General features: G+C 57.7%; 16 protein-coding genes, 1 tRNA gene and 1 riboswitch. Of the genes, 6 read left to right on the forward strand and 11 right to left on the reverse strand.

Translation table 11 applies throughout. The features are described from left to right. Positions 1-6: 6 nt before the first annotated feature. The 5 genes from ACTJK5_RS05970 to ACTJK5_RS05990 all read right to left on the reverse strand — a co-directional run bounded on the left by ACTJK5_RS05970 (position 7) and on the right by ACTJK5_RS05990 (position 5,218). Positions 7-894: an EamA family transporter gene (locus ACTJK5_RS05970; protein WP_062425435.1), complete on the reverse strand. Its 888-nt coding sequence runs from the start codon at positions 892-894 to the stop codon at positions 7-9. Positions 895-936: 42 nt separating this feature from the next. Next, the gene (locus ACTJK5_RS05975; protein ID WP_440612003.1) at positions 937-1,572 is read right to left on the reverse strand and encodes a LysE family translocator; all 636 of its coding nucleotides are present in this window, start codon (positions 1,570-1,572) and stop codon (positions 937-939) included. 107 nt (positions 1,573-1,679) lie between these two features. After that, complete coding sequence (bluB, locus tag ACTJK5_RS05980; protein ID WP_440612004.1) at positions 1,680-2,366, reverse strand: 5,6-dimethylbenzimidazole synthase; 687 nt, start codon at positions 2,364-2,366, stop codon at positions 1,680-1,682. Between the two features lie 91 nt (positions 2,367-2,457). Further along, positions 2,458-2,636, reverse strand: a riboswitch (cobalamin riboswitch). Positions 2,637-2,669: 33 nt separating this feature from the next. Beyond that, the gene (locus ACTJK5_RS05985; protein WP_440612005.1) at positions 2,670-3,500 is read right to left on the reverse strand and encodes a TolB family protein; all 831 of its coding nucleotides are present in this window, start codon (positions 3,498-3,500) and stop codon (positions 2,670-2,672) included. Between the two features lie 38 nt (positions 3,501-3,538). Continuing rightward, positions 3,539-5,218 (reverse strand): NAD+ synthase, encoded by a 1,680-nt coding sequence (locus ACTJK5_RS05990; RefSeq protein WP_440612006.1) that lies wholly within the window; start codon positions 5,216-5,218, stop codon positions 3,539-3,541. 283 nt (positions 5,219-5,501) lie between these two features. Here ACTJK5_RS05990 and ACTJK5_RS05995 point away from each other — a divergent pair, with 283 nt between their 5' ends. The 3 genes from ACTJK5_RS05995 (at position 5,502) to sthA (ending at position 9,681) form a co-directional block, all read left to right on the forward strand. Continuing rightward, the gene (locus ACTJK5_RS05995) at positions 5,502-7,397 is read left to right on the forward strand and encodes an LTA synthase family protein (RefSeq protein ID WP_440612564.1); all 1,896 of its coding nucleotides are present in this window, start codon (positions 5,502-5,504) and stop codon (positions 7,395-7,397) included. An 82-nt stretch (positions 7,398-7,479) separates the two neighbouring features. Beyond that, positions 7,480-8,025 carry a DUF1003 domain-containing protein gene (locus tag ACTJK5_RS06000; protein WP_440612007.1) on the forward strand — a complete coding sequence of 182 codons (546 nt, stop codon included), beginning with the start codon at positions 7,480-7,482 and terminating at the stop codon, positions 8,023-8,025. Positions 8,026-8,262: 237 nt separating this feature from the next. Next, positions 8,263-9,681, forward strand: a complete 1,419-nt coding sequence (gene sthA, locus ACTJK5_RS06005; RefSeq protein WP_440612008.1) for a Si-specific NAD(P)(+) transhydrogenase — start codon at positions 8,263-8,265, stop codon at positions 9,679-9,681. Between the two features lie 6 nt (positions 9,682-9,687). On the opposite strand, the gene ACTJK5_RS06010 is transcribed toward sthA, so the two are convergent. The 4 genes from ACTJK5_RS06010 to ACTJK5_RS06025 form a co-directional block, all read right to left on the reverse strand. Further along, a complete protein-coding gene (locus ACTJK5_RS06010; protein ID WP_440612009.1) occupies positions 9,688-10,341 on the reverse strand; it encodes a hypothetical protein in 654 nt (217 codons plus the stop codon). A 399-nt stretch (positions 10,342-10,740) separates the two neighbouring features. Beyond that, positions 10,741-11,265, reverse strand: coding sequence for a nucleoside kinase (locus ACTJK5_RS06015; RefSeq protein WP_440612010.1), 525 nt, complete (start codon positions 11,263-11,265; stop codon positions 10,741-10,743). Between the two features lie 162 nt (positions 11,266-11,427). Further along, the gene (tig, locus tag ACTJK5_RS06020; protein WP_440612011.1) at positions 11,428-12,903 is read right to left on the reverse strand and encodes a trigger factor; all 1,476 of its coding nucleotides are present in this window, start codon (positions 12,901-12,903) and stop codon (positions 11,428-11,430) included. Positions 12,904-13,091: 188 nt separating this feature from the next. After that, positions 13,092-13,176, reverse strand: a tRNA-Leu gene (locus ACTJK5_RS06025). Between the two features lie 552 nt (positions 13,177-13,728). Between ACTJK5_RS06025 and ACTJK5_RS06030 the strand changes: the two genes are divergently transcribed. From ACTJK5_RS06030 to trmFO, 3 genes are all read left to right on the forward strand, one after another. Further along, positions 13,729-13,875, forward strand: a complete 147-nt coding sequence (locus ACTJK5_RS06030) for a DUF1127 domain-containing protein (RefSeq protein WP_082447210.1) — start codon at positions 13,729-13,731, stop codon at positions 13,873-13,875. A gap of 429 nt (positions 13,876-14,304) precedes the next feature. Then, a complete protein-coding gene (locus tag ACTJK5_RS06035; protein WP_082447266.1) occupies positions 14,305-14,448 on the forward strand; it encodes a DUF1127 domain-containing protein in 144 nt (47 codons plus the stop codon). 295 nt (positions 14,449-14,743) lie between these two features. After that, complete coding sequence (gene trmFO, locus ACTJK5_RS06040; RefSeq protein ID WP_112358460.1) at positions 14,744-16,213, forward strand: methylenetetrahydrofolate--tRNA-(uracil(54)-C(5))-methyltransferase (FADH(2)-oxidizing) TrmFO; 1,470 nt, start codon at positions 14,744-14,746, stop codon at positions 16,211-16,213. On the opposite strand, the gene ACTJK5_RS06045 is transcribed toward trmFO, so the two are convergent. After that, positions 16,165-16,647: a hypothetical protein gene (locus tag ACTJK5_RS06045; RefSeq protein ID WP_062437659.1), complete on the reverse strand. Its 483-nt coding sequence runs from the start codon at positions 16,645-16,647 to the stop codon at positions 16,165-16,167. The two genes, trmFO and ACTJK5_RS06045, sit on opposite strands and share 49 nt — an antisense overlap. Positions 16,648-16,901: 254 nt before the next feature. Next, positions 16,902-17,750: a phytoene/squalene synthase family protein gene (locus ACTJK5_RS06050; RefSeq protein WP_113179533.1), complete on the reverse strand. Its 849-nt coding sequence runs from the start codon at positions 17,748-17,750 to the stop codon at positions 16,902-16,904. Positions 17,751-17,757: the final 7 nt, after the last annotated feature.

Genomic DNA, 17,757 nt, shown 5'->3' on the forward strand with positions numbered 1-17,757 from the left:
TCGCTCTCACGCGTTGCCGGATGGCGCACGACCGAAAGACAGCCGGCGACCGAACACGTTGAGTGCCAGACCAGCAACGACGAGCGCACTGCCGACGATTTCCAGCGTGGTGATGTGTTCGGCAAAGGCAAAGTAGGCGCCGAGGAAGCCGACGATCGGCACCAGCAGAGAAAACGGCGCGACGGTTCCTGCCGGATAACGCAGCAGAAGAAAGCTCCAGATCCCTGCCCCAACAATCGTCGCGCCGTAGGCCATATAGGCAACGACGGCGACCGTCATCATGTTGGCATTTGCCAAACCCTCGCCAATCGCCTGCGGGCCTTCGAGCAGCAGCGAAAGCGCGATCAACGGCAGAACCGGCGCGAGACTTGTCCAGGCGACGAAGGAGATCGCGTTGACCCGTCCGACCTTGCGATTGACGATATTGCCGATGGCCCAGCTAAAAGCAGCACCAACGCACATGAGGAGAGGCACAAGAGCGGTCAGTTCAAGACGTTCAAGGCCGATCACTGCGAGACCGGAAAAGGCAACGGCTGCACCGGCGATATGAGACTTCAGCGGAATTTCACCGAGCATCGTCACGGCCAGCGCCATGGTGAAAAACGCCTGCGACTGCATGACGAGCGAGGCAAGCCCTGCAGGCAGGCCCCACTTGATCGCCGTATAGAGCAGGCCGAATTGCGCGCAGCCCATGACCATGCCGTAGACGACCATGTGCTTCCACGGAACCTTCGGGCGCGGCAGAAAGAAGATCAGCGGCACGGCTGCGAAGAGGTAACGCAAGGCTGTGAGAAACAGCGGCGGCATATCCATGACGCCGACCTTGATCACCACGAAGTTGAAGCCCCAGAGGAAGACGGTGACCAAGGCAAGAAGGATGTGCGGCACTGACATTGATATATTCCAGAACTCGGCGCCGCACGGAATGGCGACGGTTTAGGCGACGGCTTTCTTCCAGCCCGCCGCGAGCAGTCCGGCACCGATCAATAGCCCGCCACCGGTGCGATTGACGACGCGCTGGACGGAGGGCTTGCGGATGGTGTTACGGGCCGCACTTGCCAGCAACCCATAAAGAGCGGCGTTGCAAGTCGCAAGCACAAGAAAAGTAACTTCGAAAATAAGCACCTGCGGCCAGAAAGGCGGGGTCGGCACCAGGAACTGCGGCAGGAAGGCAACGAAGAAGATGATGCTCTTCGGGTTCAGCGCCGTGACGATGTAGGTGTGAAGGAAGATCTTCAGCGGACGCTCACGACCCGTCACGTCACCCTCGCCTTGCGTCGACGTGCCGACAGGCGCGCGCCAGAGCTTGATTCCGAGATAGATCAGATAGGCAGCACCCACCCACTTCAAGACAGTGAAGAGAGCGGCGGAGGTCGCGAGCAGTGCACCAAGACCCAGCATGGACGCCGTCATGGCGGTAAAGTCGCCAAGCGCTACACCGGCGACGGTCGCGCTGCTTGCCTTGCGACCGTGACCAAGTGCGTAGGATATGACCAGCAAGATCGTCGGTCCTGGAATGGCGAGCATAATGGCGGATGCGGCAACGAATGCCAGCCAGTTTTCAATCGGCATAATATGATCCCCTCTCGAAATGAGAGTGAACTAAGCCACCGGTCATGAGGACTGGCAAGTGGATTTTTGGCTGCCAAGCAAAGCAAGCTCCACACGGAGGAACCTCCCTATTTCTCGCCCCACCGGTCTTTGAAAATCAGTTCGTCCAGCGGCAAACGCTGACGCCAGCCCTTCAACGCGAGTTCCGGTTCGGCATAGAGTTCCGAGACAAAGCCGACGCAGAGCCACGCGACGATTTCGATATGGTCAGGGATACCCAGGATCTTTCGAATATCGTCGTCATGGAAGATGCTGACCCAACCGACGCCGACGCCTTCGGCGCGTGCCGCCAGCCAGAGGTTCTGAACGGCGCAGACGGTCGAGTAGACATCCATGCGCGGATTGTGCGTCCGCCCGAGCACGACATCGCCACCTCTTGTCGGATCGCAGGTGACGCAGATGGAGAGCGGTGCCTTCCTGATGCCTTCCAGCTTGAGGCTTCGGTAGAGTGACTGCTTATCGTCGGGAAACATCAAGGCCGCTTCCTGATTGGCGCGGCTGAAAGCCTGCCACACGGCGTTTTTGATGTCTGCACCGCTGACGAGGGTAAAATTCCATGGCTGCATGAAACCCACCGAGGGGGCGGCGTGCGCTGCGGAAAGCAGCTTGTTGATCAGTTCATCCGAGAGCGGGTCCGGGAGAAACTCGTTGCGGACATCGCGGCGGGTTTCGATGGCGCGGTAGACCGCAGCCTTTTCGTGCTCGGCAAATTCAAAAGCCGGCATCAGGCTGTGCCGGGTATCATCAGGTCGCATCGTCAATCCCCAACAATGCAGAAAGACCACGTGCGCGCCTGTCAGGCAGGGCACAAACGCTCTTCCTCACAACCTGCCGCCGTCCGCGCGGACTGGTCTATCGTGTCAGGCCGGTCTTCTGACTTGGCTTCGTCTGCCGTTGCCGCCTTCCCGATTGCTCAGTGGCCTATGGCAACAGGCATCCGCCTTACAGCGTTGGGCACGTTGCGGTCTTGCACCGCATTCCCGATTCTCCTGCCAAAGGCAGGCACCTGACGACGTTGCGTATGGGCAATTGCCGATCAGAAGGCAAGCGCTGCAGGTCTACCCAACCGGAAAATATCGCACATAGGCGAATTCGTCACCGTCCGGTGACCAGTTGGGCGAGTTCATCGTTCCTTGCCCGCCAAAGAGATCGAAGAGCGTTTCGACGTTGCCACCGTCCGGGTCCATCAGTCGCACACGAACATCGAGATCACGCGGGTGGTCGAAGACGTCGCCGTCATAGGAAATGAAAACGACCTTGTCTCCCTTGGGAGAGGGGTGCGGAAACCAGTCGCCATATGGGCTATCGGTAATGCGCTCCACGCCCGATCCATCCGGTCTCACCCGCCAGATTTGCATCTGTCCTGTGCGGCTGGAGTTGAAGTAGATCCACTGACCATCGGGCGAATAATCCGGACCGTCATTTCGCCCCTCGCCATGGGTCAGGCGTGTTTCGGTGCCGGTTTCGATGTCCATGGCATAAATATCGAAAACCTGATCCCTGATCCCGCAATAGGCAAAGCTTTTGCCGTCTGGCGCCCAACCATGCCAGTAGGAAGGCAGGTTCCGCGTCATCAGTTTCGGGGTGCCGCCGATGGGTGGAAGCAGATAGATCGCACTTTTGCCGAACTCGACCTTGTCGGAAATGGCATAAAGAGACCCGTCGGGCGAGATGCCGTGGTCGTTGTTGCACTGAACCGCGAAGCCGGTGTCTACCTTATCGACCGAGATGTCTCCGGTAAGGGACAGGCGGTAGAGCATGCCATCGCTGTTGAGCAGCAGATATTGCCCATCTGGAGACCAGTTCGGCGCTTCGAACAGCGTCTCGGTCTGCCAAACGATCCGATTTTCACGGGTACGGATATTGAATATCTCGACTGAACTTCGCATCGTTCCTCCCGTTGCGATTGCCCATTGACCAGTCGGACCTACCTGTCGCGGAACCGATTGGTAATAGGATAGCGGCGATCGCGCCCAAAATTCTTTTTGGTGATCTTCACGCCCGGTGCAGACTGCCGGCGCTTGTATTCGGCCAGATACAGCAGATGCTCGATGCGATGAACCGTTGCGACGTCGTGACCGCGCGCCACGATTTCGTCGACGGACATTTCCTGCTCCACCAGGCACTCGAGAATATCGTCGAGAACCGGATAGGGCGGAAGCGAATCCTGGTCGGTCTGGTTGGGCCGCAATTCGGCGGATGGGGCCTTGGAAATGATGTTGGCGGGGATGACTTCGCCCGAAGGCCCAAGCGCGCCAGGCGGCACATGGGCGTTGCGCCATTTGGAGATGGCATAGACCTGCATCTTGTAGAGGTCCTTAATGGGGTTGAAGCCACCGTTCATATCGCCGTAGAGCGTGGCATAGCCGACAGACATTTCCGACTTGTTGCCGGTGGTTACCACCATCGAGCCGAACTTGTTGGAAACGCCCATCAGGATCGTCCCGCGCGCGCGGCTCTGCAGGTTTTCCTCGGTGATGCCCTCTTCCGTTCCTTCGAACAGATCCGACAGCGCCGTCATGAAGCCATCGACAGGTTCGGCAATCGGAACGATGTCATAGCGGCAGCCGAGCGCCCTGGCGCAATCGGCGGCGTCCTTCAGCGATTCGTCCGAGGTATAGCGGTAGGGCAGCATGATGCAGCGCACCCGCTCCTCGCCCAGCGCATCGACCGCGATTGCTGCGCAGATGGCCGAATCGATGCCGCCGGATAGGCCGAGGACGACGCTCTTGAAGCCATTCTTGTTGACGTAGTCGCGGAAGCCCAGCATGCAGGCCCGGTAATCGGCCTCCTCGCCTTCGGGAATATGGGAAACCGGACCATGGCTGCAGTGCCAGCCATTCTCCGTGCGCTTCCAATCCGTCACCGCCAGCGTCGCTTCGAACTGGCTCATCTGGAAGGCAAGCGTCTTGTCGGCATTGAAACCGAAGCTCGCGCCATCGAACACAAGCTCATCCTGGCCACCGAGTTGGTTGACGAAGACCAGAGGCAGACCACTTTCAATGACCTGGCGGAGGGCGACCTGATGACGGACATCGACCTTGCCGCGATAATAGGGCGAGCCGTTTGGCACCAGCAAGATTTCGGCGCCAGCCTCGGCCAGCGTCTCGCAGACGCCAAAATCGTTCCAGATTTCTTCGCAAATCGGAATGCCGATGCGAATGCCCCTGAAATTATAGGGGCCGGAGATAGAGCCTTCGCTGAAGACGCGCTTTTCGTCGAACTCGCCGTAATTTGGCAGGTCCACCTTGTCGCGCAGCGCAACGATCTTACCGCCGTCGAGCAGAGCTACCGAATTGTGCCTGCCCTTCTCGCCTTGGCGCGGGAAGCCGATAATGACGCCCGGCCCACCATCCTCAGTGTCCGCGGCCAACTCCTCCACGGCCCTGAGGCAGGATTTCAAAAAGGCCGGTTTCAGCACCAAATCTTCTGGTGGGTAGCCGGAGATGAAAAGCTCCGTCAGCAAAAGCAGGTCGGCGCCTTGCGCTGCCGCATCGGCTCTTGCCTCGCGCGCTTTGGCAAGGTTGCCTGCGACATCGCCGACGGTCGGGTTGAATTGTCCAACCGCAATCCGGAACGTGTGGGGAATGGTCTGTCCTGTGCTCATGCCTTCCTCATTATCGTGCCGGCTCTTACAGTGCAACGCGCCGCATAAACTGTTTCAAAACAACGTCCCGTCAACAAGGTTCTGGCGGCTGCATTCGCGAAATAAACGGCTCACGCGATGGTTATCCTCCAGACCTGTGAATTTTGCATAGTTCATGTCGCGTTCATTGCGCGCATGTGACAGTTAGATGACGCTTATATGACAGGTGATTCACACCTGCTTTCGAGACTGCCGGAGTAGAAACGTGACGAAATCGGTGCCTAGAACAACGGTTGCCGAAAGGATGAAGCTCGTCCTTTCAAAGCCGTGGACACGGTCCCCTGCCCGCCTCGCAAACGATGCACAAACGCTGGCCAATCTGGTCCTCGCATCGGTCCTGCTCGTCGTTTGCATGGAATGGATTGCGCGCGGCACGTTGCATGATGTCGGCTCCTTTTTGCTGTCACCTGCACGACCTGGGCTCACGACGGTCGTCGCAGTCATTATCGGCCTCATGGCGCTTGATGCCGTCTTCGGGCGTCATTATCAGTCGCTTCTGGTTGCCGTCCCGCTTCTGATCCTGCCGGCCTTCATCTCGAGCCAGAAGCAGCTTTACCTTTCCGATCCACTCTATCCTTCCGACCTGCTGTTCGGTCGCCAGATCCTTCAGCTGTTGCCTGCCATGCTGAAGGCTCAGCCGGTAACGGCACTCGCCCTTGCGGCTGCACTTTCGCTCGCTGCCTTTGCCATCGTGATGCTGTGGCGCCTTTCGCGGCATGCCATGCCTGCAATGTCGTTCAAAGCAAGGATGTGGCGGCTAGCGCTTGCCGTTCCACTCTTCGTCAGCTTTGGCTCGATGATGGAATATTCCAGCTATTCCTGGATTAGAGACCGCCTCAGCATCATTCCGATGATGTGGGATCAAAAGGAAAACTATCGCCACAACGGCTTCCTCATGGCCTTCGCCTTCAATATTCCGATGGCGAAAGTAACAGCACCTTATGGCTATGGCGAGGCGACGATCGCGGACATTGCGTCCGACAGTTCCGCCTTCGCGGTCAACCACAGCAGGCGTCCCGATGTCATCATGATCATGAGTGAGTCGCTTTGGGATCCGACGCGCCTGGAGAATGTCACGTTCTCGAAGGATCCGATGCCGCGCATCCGTGCCATGCAGTCAGGCCATGTGTTTTCGCCCGAGTTCGGCGGCATGACGGCAAATGTCGAATTCGAAGCGCTGACCGGCTTCAGCAATGCGTTCCTGCCCTATGGCAGCATCCCTTATCAGCAATATGTGCGCCGCCCTGTTCCTTCACTTGCGACCTTCTTTCGCTCGGAGGGATATTCCGCAGTCGCCGTCCACCCATTCCAGGAGTGGTTCTGGAATCGTCGTGAGGTCTACAAGCATTTTGGCTTTGAGGAATTTCGCTCCGAAGAAACCTTGCCGCCGATGGAAAAGCGTGGGGCCTTCGCCTCGGATGCGGCGCTGACGAACGAAATCATCCAAACGGTTGATGCAGCCGAAAAGCCGCAGTTTCTCTTTGCCGTCACGCTTCAGGGACACGGCCCCTATGAAGCGAACCGCTATGCTGAGAAAGCCGTCTCCGTCAGCGGTGACTTTTCCGACAATGCACGCGATGCGCTCGCCACCTACGCGCAGGGCGTTTCGGAAGCCGACGACAGCTTTGCAAAGCTCATCGCCTGGGCAAAGGGTCGCGAGAGGGAAACCGTCATCGTGCTTTTTGGCGATCATCTGCCACCGCTCGGGCAGGCCTTTGTCGAAAGCGGCTATATGCCGGGCATGGTGGCGACACGCCGCGCGCCGCTTGCCACGATGAAGACGGAGCATGAGACGCCTCTCGTGGTCTGGTCTTCAAAGGCCGGATTGCAGAACCGGATCGGCACGATCAGCCCCTCGCTGCTGCCCTATCACATCTTGAAAACCGCAGGCTTTGACGATCCCTTCTACACCGGCGTGCTGGGCGAGGTGCATGCGTCCTACTCCGTCATCGATCGCCACATGCTGATGCAGCGAAACGGTTCGGGAGTGCCGGACTGGTCGATTGCGCCTGCGACTCTACCGTCGGCACTCAGCGAATATCGGCAACTGCAGTTCGACATGATGTTTGGCGACCAATTCGGTAAAGAGCGATTCTTCCCCGGCTTCAACTGGATCCATGAAACCACACCATCCAGTTAACACGCCTTAGAACCCGCGATTTCGTTTGAACTTGCCTGCACCTTGGGCTTATCTCCAGCCAACGCATTGCCGGAGATGAATCATGTCTGCCATTCCAGATTACGTCCTGTCCCACTTCAAGCGATCCTCCAGACAGATCGGTGAGGTCGAAAAGCGGATTCTGGAGGTGGCGCATCAGAAGCGACTGATTTCCACTGACACGAATGCTGAGTTTTCGAAGGGATCCACAGTCGGCGAGAGGCTGGCGGACAGCATTGCCCGCGTCGGTGGCTCATGGGGCTTCATCATCAGCTTCCTGGTGTTTCTGGTCGTATGGGCCGTCATCAATACAATTGTTCTGGCGACAAGGGCATTCGACCCCTATCCCTTCGTGTTCCTCAACCTCATTCTGTCCATGCTGGCCGCCATCCAGGCACCCATCATCATGATGTCCCAGAACCGGCAGGCGGAACGCGATCGCTTTGAGGCAGCCAAGGACTACGAGGTGAACCTCAAGTCCGAGCTTGAAGTTCTCTCTCTTCATGAAAAGATCGATCTCAAGGTTCTGGCCGAACTCGCCGCATTGCGAGAAGAAATCGCAAAGCTGCACCAGCATCAGACCCAGCAAAGCGACCGCCCCTCGTCCTGATCGATCGATAGCCGATTTGCGGCTTTTTCTGTGCAGGTTACGAATCCGTCAGATTTCTGCGCTACAGATTGACGCAGGCATTTGTTGCATTGCACTCTGCAGTCTCACGACATCCGGATGTGCGAATGCGGAGATCATTTCCGCAAGCTGAGAGCATCACGCTTTTCGCGGCAAATCCTCACATCGGATATTCACACATCCCGGCATTTTACCGGGTTTACGTCCAGAGGCTTTTTCATGAACCAGTATGATCTCATTGTTGTTGGCAGCGGTCCCGCCGGCAGACGTGCTGCCATCCAGGCGGCAAAGCTCGACAAGAAGGTCCTGGTCATCGAAAAGGGCAGCCGTGTTGGCGGTGTCTCGGTTCATACCGGCACCATCCCGTCCAAGACGATGCGCGAGACGGCGCTCAATCTTTCCGGATGGCGCGAGCGCGGCTTTTACGGCCAGTCCTATCGCGTCAAGCAGGAAATCAGCGCCGAAGATTTGCGCCAACGCCTGCTGATCACTCTCAACCACGAAGTCGAAGTGCTTGAGCATCAGTTTGCCCGTAACCGCGTGCAGCACGTGCGCGGCAAGGCAAGCTTCCTCGCGCGTGATACGCTTCAGATCACCAAAGACGACGGCGAAGTGATGCATGTGTTGGGCAAGAGCATTCTGCTCGCCGTCGGCACTCGCCCATTCAGGCCGGACTACATGCCGTTTGATGGCAAGACCGTCATCGACAGCGATGAATTGCTGCAGATGGAGAGGCTACCGCGCTCCCTGGTGGTTATCGGTGCCGGCGTCATTGGCATCGAATATGCGACGATTTTCAGCGCTCTCGATACCGCCGTCACGCTGATCGATCCCAAATCCACAATGCTCGATTTCATCGACAAGGAAATCGTCGAAGATTTCACCTACCAGCTCCGCGACCGTAACATGAAGCTGCTTCTCGGCCAGAAGGCCGAGAAAGTGGAACACACGCCGGAAGGCAAGGTGTCGATCACACTGGATAATGGCCGCAAGATCGTTACCGAAATGGTGCTTTTTGCCGCAGGCAGAATGGGCGCGACCGACACGCTGAACCTCGCGGCAGCCGGCCTCGAGGCCGACAGCCGTGGCCGTCTGTCCGTCAATCCGGAAACCTTCGAAACCTCCGTACCGGGGATTTTCGCCGCGGGCGACGTTATAGGCTTCCCGAGCCTTGCCTCCACCTCCATGGAACAGGGCCGTATTGCCGCTCGCGTCGCGGTCGGCGCCATTGGCATGGAGCCGCAGAAATATTTCCCATACGGCATCTATGCCGTCCCTGAAATCTCCACCTGCGGCCTGACGGAAGAAGAAATGAAGGAGCGCGGCATTCCTTACGAATGCGGAATTGCCCGCTTCCGGGAAACCTCGCGCGGCCACATCATGGGTCTTGATACTGGTCTTCTGAAGCTGATCTTCTCATTGAAGACGCGCCGGCTTCTCGGCGTTCACATCGTCGGCGAAGGCGCGACCGAACTGGTTCACATCGGTCAGGCTGTGTTGAACCTCAAGGGTACGGTGGAGTATTTCGTTGAAAATACCTTCAACTACCCGACACTTGCCGAGGCCTACAAGATTGCCGGGCTGGATGCATGGAACCGCATGGGTGACATCAAGAACAGGAATGAAGCGGTCAAGTGAGCCGCTTCACCACCTGATCTTGTAGTTTGCATGCACCGCCGGGCGGAAACGATCTTCAAAGCCCCGGTCGAAACTGCCTGTTACGGTCAGATTGTCGGAGAGCTTCTGTTCGAGCGCGACGCTGGAACTGAACTCGTCAAATGTCTCGCGGCTTGCGCCCGTTAAAACGAAGGCAGTGCCGGTCGCAGAGCGCGTCAGACGCAGGGACTGCGACACATCGAGCCCACTCCACTTCTGGCTAGGGCCGTCATAGCGCAGCGTGACATTTCGGTTCGATTCCACATCGAAATCGGCTGTGGCGACACGCTTTTGCGTCATCGTCATCGTCACGGCGGCCGAGCCCGTCAGCGCGTTCATCAGAATGCCGACGTCTCTGGCGATCTTGGCGCCCGGCAGATTGGTGGACATCAGCGTCATATCACCCCAGAACTTTACAGGCGTATCGACCACCGCACCGCCTTCAGACGCGCTCATGCCCATCTCAAGGCCGGCGCGCAGCGGCGTTTCCGTCGGTAGCTTCGCACCCAGACGCGCCGAATAGGAGCGGTCGGAATTCTTGGTGGGCGCCCAGATCAATCCCCGCTCCTGCGCCTTCACCTCGACTGGAGACAAAAGGATGAGCGAGGCAGCGGCGAGCGTGCCCAATATCTTGACCAACATGTCATTTCCTCAAGCTTTAAAAAGACCAGCCGCTCTTGGGAGGAAAACAGCAGGTCTCGTTTCGGCTTGGGCGATCCAAAAAACGGAGATCACCCGGATTCAATTCTGCCGGCGCTCGGCGCCGGACTTGACCGCGCTCGCTTACAGGCGACGCGAATCGGCAAGCGCGACATCACACCCGCGCTCGAAAGAGAGATGAAACTGAAGGCGTAAAGCCAAGCCGCGTTTGGCGGCGGATCGCTCTCGACGCACAAGTGCGTCCGGCAAATCACTCCCAAAGGGTGCCAGATGAACGGGAGATGAACAAGAGCAGCTACAGCAAAAAGTCATTGTGCACTGCATTGTGATCGTCAGAGCACAGTCGGTTGAAGTGGTGGTCCGTTGGACATGCCGGAAGCGCTACGCTTTGGTGTGGGATAACAACTCCGCAACAACCGCTTCGACGGGCTGGGTAGAATCGATCGCGATACCTTCCTTCGGAACGTCATGCCCCCTCTCATGGAGCGCCAGGATGAACGCCCGCTCCTCAGGCTTGCCACCGAACTCATCTTCTGGCCTCGCTGACAGGCGCTTCTCCAAGGTGGCTCCGTCGAGCTTGAGAATGAACACGGCGTCAAAGAGGCTGATGAAAGCGGAAATGTTGCGGGCGCCCCCGCAAAAGAAGGTGGCAGTATGGCTTTGATCGGCTGCCAGATCTTTTACTCTGTCGACACACCAGAGGTGATGACGGTGAGCAAAAGCTACATCCGTGGCCCACGCGCCACCCGGCCGCCCTCTCAAAGGTAAGCCGGTCTTAGGGTCACCTTTATAGGCGAGTTCCCTGTCGCCATGAATGACATGATAACCTTGTCGCTGAAGCTCTGTTGCCACGGACGTTTTGCCCGAACAGGACACACCTTCAACGAGGTAGTTTTTGACGCCCATGAGCCTCTACTTTCGGCAAGATGCAGCAAAGGTCGCTCATATACTCTTCGGATGACGACAGGATGTCTTTTCGGCGTGAACGCAAACGCCTCTCAACATTCCTAAATGAAAAGGCCGCAGCTTTCGCCGCGGCCTCTCCGAAACAAATATGAGAAGATCAGATTACTCTGCGTCGCCTTCGGCTGCCTTCTTCTTGGCAGGAGCCTTCTTCTTCGGAGCGGCTTCTTCGCCTTCAGCGGCGTCAGCCTTGGCTGCAGCCTTCTTCTTGGCAGGAGCCTTCTTCTTGGTTTCTTCGCCTTCTTCGGCGTCGTCAGCCAGAAGCTCTTCCTTGGAAACCGTCTTATCGGTGACGGAGACTTCGGTCAGCAGCTTGTCGATGACCTTTTCTTCGAAGATCGGAGCACGCAGCGAAGCGGAAGCGCCAGGCGTGTTGCGGAAGTAATCGAGGATTTCCTTCTGCTGGCCTGGGAACTGCTGCAACTGCTGGAACAGAGCGCGCTGCATTTCGTCTTCGGTGACTTCAACGCCAGCCTTCTCGCCGATTTCGGAGAGAACGAGGCCGAGGCGAACGCGGCGCTCAGCGAGCTTCCGGTATTCTTCGCGCGCTTCTTCTTCGGTCGTGTCTTCGTCAGCGAAGGTCTTGCCGGACTGTGCGAGATCGGTGTTGATCTGGCGCCAGATGTTGTCGAACTCGGCATCAACGAGACCGGCAGGCGTGTCGAACTTGTAGAGTTCGTCCAGCTGGTCGAGGATCTGACGCTTGACCTTCTGACGGGTCACGTTGCCGTACTGGCTTTCGATCTGGCCGCGAACGATTTCCTTCAGCTTCTCGGCCGATTCGAGACCGAGCTTGGTTGCCAGTTCGTCGTTGATCTCAACGTCGGCGGCGGCAGCAACTTCCTTGACGGTGATGTCGAAGGTCGCTTCCTTGCCAGCCAGCTCAGCAGCCGGATATTCGCTCGGGAAGGTAACGGTGATGGTCTTCTCGTCGCCAGCCTTGACGCCAACGAGCTGGTCTTCGAAGCCTGGGATAAAGCGGCCAGAGCCGATAACCAGCTCTGCATCTTCAGCAGCGCCGCCATCGAAGGCTACGCCATCGACCTTGCCGAGGTAGTTCATGGTGACGCGGTCGCCTTCAGCGGCCTTGCCCTTCTTCGTCTCGTAGCTACGAGCGCTTTCGGCGATCTTGAGGATCTGCTCGTTGATTTCGTCTTCGGTCACTTCAACGACTTCGCGCGTGACCTTGATGCCGTCATTCGACTTCAGTTCGATCGGCGGGATGACTTCGTAAGCAATGTTAAATTCGAAATCGGTTTCGGCGGCCAGAATCTTGTCGGCTTCCTTCTCGTCTTCCGTCATGGAGATGGAAGGCTGAGTCGCAGACTTTTCGCCGCGGCTGGAAATGATCTCGGAAGGCTTTTCGCGAACCAGCTCGTTGACGAGATCAGCCATGATCGACTTGCCATACATCTTCTTCAGATGAGCGGCAGGGACCTTGCCGGGACGGAAGCCGTTGATACGAACCTTATCCTTGGCTTCGGCGAGGCGCTCGTCAAGGCGAGCCTTCATGTCAGCGGCCGGAATAACGACCTTGATTTCGCGCTTCAGCCCTTCAGCGAGCGTTTCGATAACCTGCATTTTCATACCTTCACATCATGGCGGCAGTGCTCAGACAGCCGTCGGTTTACTTTCGAGCACAGCGCCGGAATCTGAATTCACCGGCCGTGACTATAAAACTTGCATGCACAGGCGCGTTGCGGAGCAATTATGCCTGAGCCAGGGAAAGGGCAAAACGAAACGCTTTACCTGGCTTTCCCGGCGATTTGTGGTGCGGGTAGAGGGACTCGAACCCCCACAACTCTCGTCGCCAGAACCTAAATCTGGTGCGTCTACCAATTCCGCCATACCCGCGCTCTTTAAATCCTGCATAAACAACATCTGGCACATGAGGCCTTCCGGAGCGCGGCGTCTCTATATCATCCGTTTTCAGGAGCGCAAAGGAAAAATGACGCCGTACAAGCCCTATTTCCATGGGTTTTGAGGACTCTATGACAATCGCGAGCAGGCCATCTGCGGGAATCACGAGGCTCGCGGTCCACGCAGTTCGATTTCAGTGGACCGCCCATGAAAGCCCCTCCCGGATGGAATGCCATACCAACGTGCTCACCTCTCGCCGCGACCATTGACGAGAGTTTGTGAGGCCGGTTGAGATTTGGAGGGCCCGGGGACGGGCTTGAGAGCGTGACTGCTGCTGTCTGAGCCAGAAAATCAGCTTCGAATGCTGTCAAATTATGCATTTGTTAAGGAAGTAGGCGCCGATTCGGAGCTTGCCCTGCGTTACGCGCATAGGTGTCATCCTTCTTTGTCTGTTTTTGAAGCGCGGCGAAAGGCATATATTCAGTTTCAGAAAACGAAGCTGAGTTGATCCCAAGCAACCGGCGAACCGAAACGAGGAATAAGACCATGAACATTGCACGCTCGCTGAACAACTGGCGCAAGTATCGTCAGACCGTAACTGAACTGGACCGCATGAGCGATCGCGAACTGAGCGATCTCGGCATCGGCCGCACCGACATCCGTCGCGTTGCTCGCACTGCAGTCGGTATGTAATAGATCGATAACACCGGCTGACGATCCTTCGTCTGCCCGATGTGTTACCCTCAAAAGGCCCTGAGCACCCGCTCCGGGCCTTTTCTTTTTGCGCTCAACGCCCCTGCCCGCCCTGCAGCATCGGCCTGAAAACCGGAACCGATCTTCGAAAACACGATGCTTGAATGCAGCGTCCTCTGTGTGCCTGAAAAGACGGACGGCATCGTAACAGCGCCTCATGGATTTCCGCTCAAATAATGCGCATATCGACCCACAAGCTGCAAAAATAGACGACACATTGCACAAATGCATGGCAGTCGCTCAAAATCTGCACTCCAAATCATCGCTATGAATATGTATATACCACTCAACAGCCGAGAGCGCAGATGACCAGCGGCCCGGCGTACTGAATTTTAAAGATCACACACATCAAAGATTGAGGAAACAACCATGAACCCGCTTCGCATCGCAAAGAACTGGATCAGCTATCGCCGTACGCTCAACGAACTGGGCAGCCTCTCCAACCAGGCTCTCAGCGATATCGGCCTGACCCGTTACGACATCCGTAACGTCGCATCCCGTTCGTTCCGCTAATCAGCGTACAAGGTCATCAGCAAGAGCCGACCTCCCACGGCACCGGATGGCTGAGCGACAGGCAAAAAAACGGCGCCACGAGCGCCGTTTTTTGATTCTTGCGGGTCGCTCACGATCGTCGCATGAATCTGCTTCTCCTGACGTCGCAGGCTCGCAAGCTTTCGAAAAAGTTTGGCGGTCCGCACTGCTCGTGATACTGCATCGGGCAAATGCCTCCTCAGAGTGAGGCTAAGCCAATCAAGAAACATGGTCGACCCGCAGCACCCTTGGTGCCGGTTGGCAACGTGAGCGCGCGATGCAAGACAATATGAACTCTCCCATCCACGTCATTGGCGGCGGCCTTGCCGGCTCGGAAGCGGCCTGGCAGATCGCCCAGGCTGGCATTCCCGTCATCCTGCATGAAATGCGCGGCGTTCGCGGCACGGATGCTCACAAGGGTGACAGTCTTGCGGAGCTCGTCTGCTCCAACTCTTTCCGTTCCGACGATGCGACGGCCAACGCCGTCGGTGTCATTCATGCGGAAATGCGTCTGGCGGGCTCGCTCATTATGGCCTGCGCCGACAAGCACAAGGTTCCGGCCGGCGGTGCTCTCGCCGTCGACCGCGATGGCTTTGCCGAAGCGGTTACGGCGCAACTTGAGGCGCATCCACTTATCACCATTGTTCGCGAAGTTGTGCCGGGCCTCCCGCCGAAGGAATGGGGCAACACGATCATCGCCACAGGCCCGCTCACCGCGCCCGAGCTTGCCGCCGCCATCCAGGCGGAGACAGGCGAAGATGCGCTGGCGTTTTTCGACGCAATCGCACCGATCGTCCATCGCGACAGCATCAATATGGATATCTGCTGGTATCAGTCCCGCTACGACAAGGTGGGACCTGGTGGCAACGGCAAGGACTACATCAACTGCCCAATGGATGAGGCGCAGTATCACACCTTCATCGATGCGCTGATCGCCGGCGATACGGTCGGCTTCAAGGAATGGGAAGGCACCCCCTATTTCGATGGCTGTCTGCCAATCGAGATCATGGCGGAACGCGGACGCGAAACACTTCGTCACGGCCCGATGAAGCCGATGGGTCTGACCAATGCCCACAACCCGACGGTCAAGCCCTATGCGGTGGTACAGCTGCGTCAGGACAACGCCCTTGGCACGCTCTACAATATGGTCGGCTTCCAGACGAAGCTCAAATATGGCGCGCAGGCGGACGTCTTCCGTATGATTCCGGGCCTGGAAAACGCCGAGTTTGCGCGTCTCGGTGGCCTGCACCGCAACACCTATATCGATTCGCCGCGGCTGCTCGATCCGTCGCTGAAGCTGAAATCCCGTCCGGACATTCGTTTTGCCGGCCAGATTACCGGCTGCGAAGGCTATGTGGAGAGTGCGTCCATCGGGCTGCTTTGCGGTCGGTTCGCCAGTGCCGAGCATAAGGGCGAGCCGGTCCGCCTGCCGCCTGCGACGACTGCGCTTGGCGCTCTGCTCAACCACATTACAGGCGGGCATCTTTCCACCGACGAGGAACCGGGCAAGCGTTCATTTCAGCCGATGAATGTCAATTTCGGCCTGTTTCCTGAGCTTGCGCCGGGCTCGATCGTCAAGCCCGAAGGCGTGAAGCGCTTCCGCGGCAAGGACAAGACCATCATGAAGCGTCAGTTGATGTGCGCCCGCGCGCTACAAGATTGCGCGACATGGCTTGGCGTCGAAGCGCCGGTTCTTAATCAGGTCGCGGAGGAAGGTGAGGAGCTGGCGTCAGCTTCCTTAGGCTGATCAGGCTCTGCATCCGCTGCTTCCAGATAGCTGCCAAGCAACCAGAGAGACACTTCTGCGGCCTCCCCAACCGTCTTGAAACGATAGGCACCGCTATATTTGGGCGTGTCGATGAAGGTGACGACAAAACCGTCGCCGCTTTCCAGATGTTCCACCGTGATGCGCTCCGGATTCAGCATCATGCAGGCATTGTGCTTGCCCATGTTGCGCATGAAGCCAGCCTTGTTGTCATGCAACCGAACGAAAACGGCGTTGCCGTCGGCGGTCATATGCAGGCTGCGGATCGCCTCATTGGGAAAGGCCCGGGCGAAATCCAAAATGGCCTGCCCCGTATCGTAGCTGCTTTCGCCTTCCGAGAAACGCTTCAGGCGCCAGAGATAGATCGCGACCGCGATCAAAAGCGCGAGGATGATGATCCAAATGGTGAGGCTCATCTCTGTCACTCCTTGGAGCGTCGTCAGCCCTTCGGGACCTACAAGACACGCTCAGACTTCTCGAAATCATGTATTGGACAATGCTGTCGTCCATACCAGCTCATCAAGCGGCTTAGCAACCAAGACTTGCGCGGAGGTGAAGCGCGCTTTCAGCATCGTGCTGAGATTTCAAAAAGGTGGAGCGCCCAAAAGACCCACTGCGCTTTGAAGGCATGTCGTTATCGCAAAGCCGCTGCGGCTTTGCGTGCCACGCTCTAGAACCGCTTCAGATAGGCGGCCTTAGCGAGCAGCCACTGGCGACGGAGCAATGAGAGCTGGATGCCGTTTTCAACAACGTCCGCGCCAGCGCGACGTGCCGCCTTCAACACAGCCTCGACCTGTGCCACGGGCAAGAAAGCGGGAACGACCGCTTTAGGCAGGGACGTCTGGCGCGCCCTGTTCAGATGATCCTGAGCATGCGCGCAGAATATCTCGATCGCCGCACCGACCTTTTTACGGTCCTTGCCTTCCAGAAAACTCTCGCGGTTCAATCCGGCTGCCGACAGAACGTCCTGCGGGACATATACCTGACCTCGACGGCGATGCAGCGGCATCAACAGCAGCATGCCAGCCATGGCCTGGGCAACGCCTGCGTGGCCCGCGGTCTCGGCGTTTCTCGCTGCATCATCCGGCGAAAGCACGATGCTGGAGAGCTGTATCAATGCAGACGCCGTCTCGCCCGCATAACCCTCGAGAGCGTTGCGATTCTCGAAGACGTCATCGTAGAGATCGAAGATGCGCGCTTCGATCATGTCGATCAAAGTCTGCCGCGGCAGATTATGCGTGGTGATCGCGTTGAGCAGTGCTGCGGCAACAGGATGGCCGACGCTGTCCCCATGCGGATTTCCCTCCAGGAGATCGCGCCACCACTGCATGCGCACTTCGCCTGGAAGCGGCTCACGAACGATATCGCGGATACGGGCAATCTCGGCGTTGAAAGCGTAAAGGGCCGCGAGATCACCGCGCTTGTCTTCCGGCGCAAGAAGGCATGCGAGATATCGGTCGCGATCCATGTCACGCAGCATCGTCAGGCACGCGCCCTTATCCGCCGACAGATCTGTCATCGATAAC

The sequence above is a fragment of the Agrobacterium sp. 22094 genome (assembly GCF_052046015.1).
GTDB classification, from domain to species: Bacteria; Pseudomonadota; Alphaproteobacteria; order Rhizobiales; family Rhizobiaceae; genus Agrobacterium; species Agrobacterium cavarae.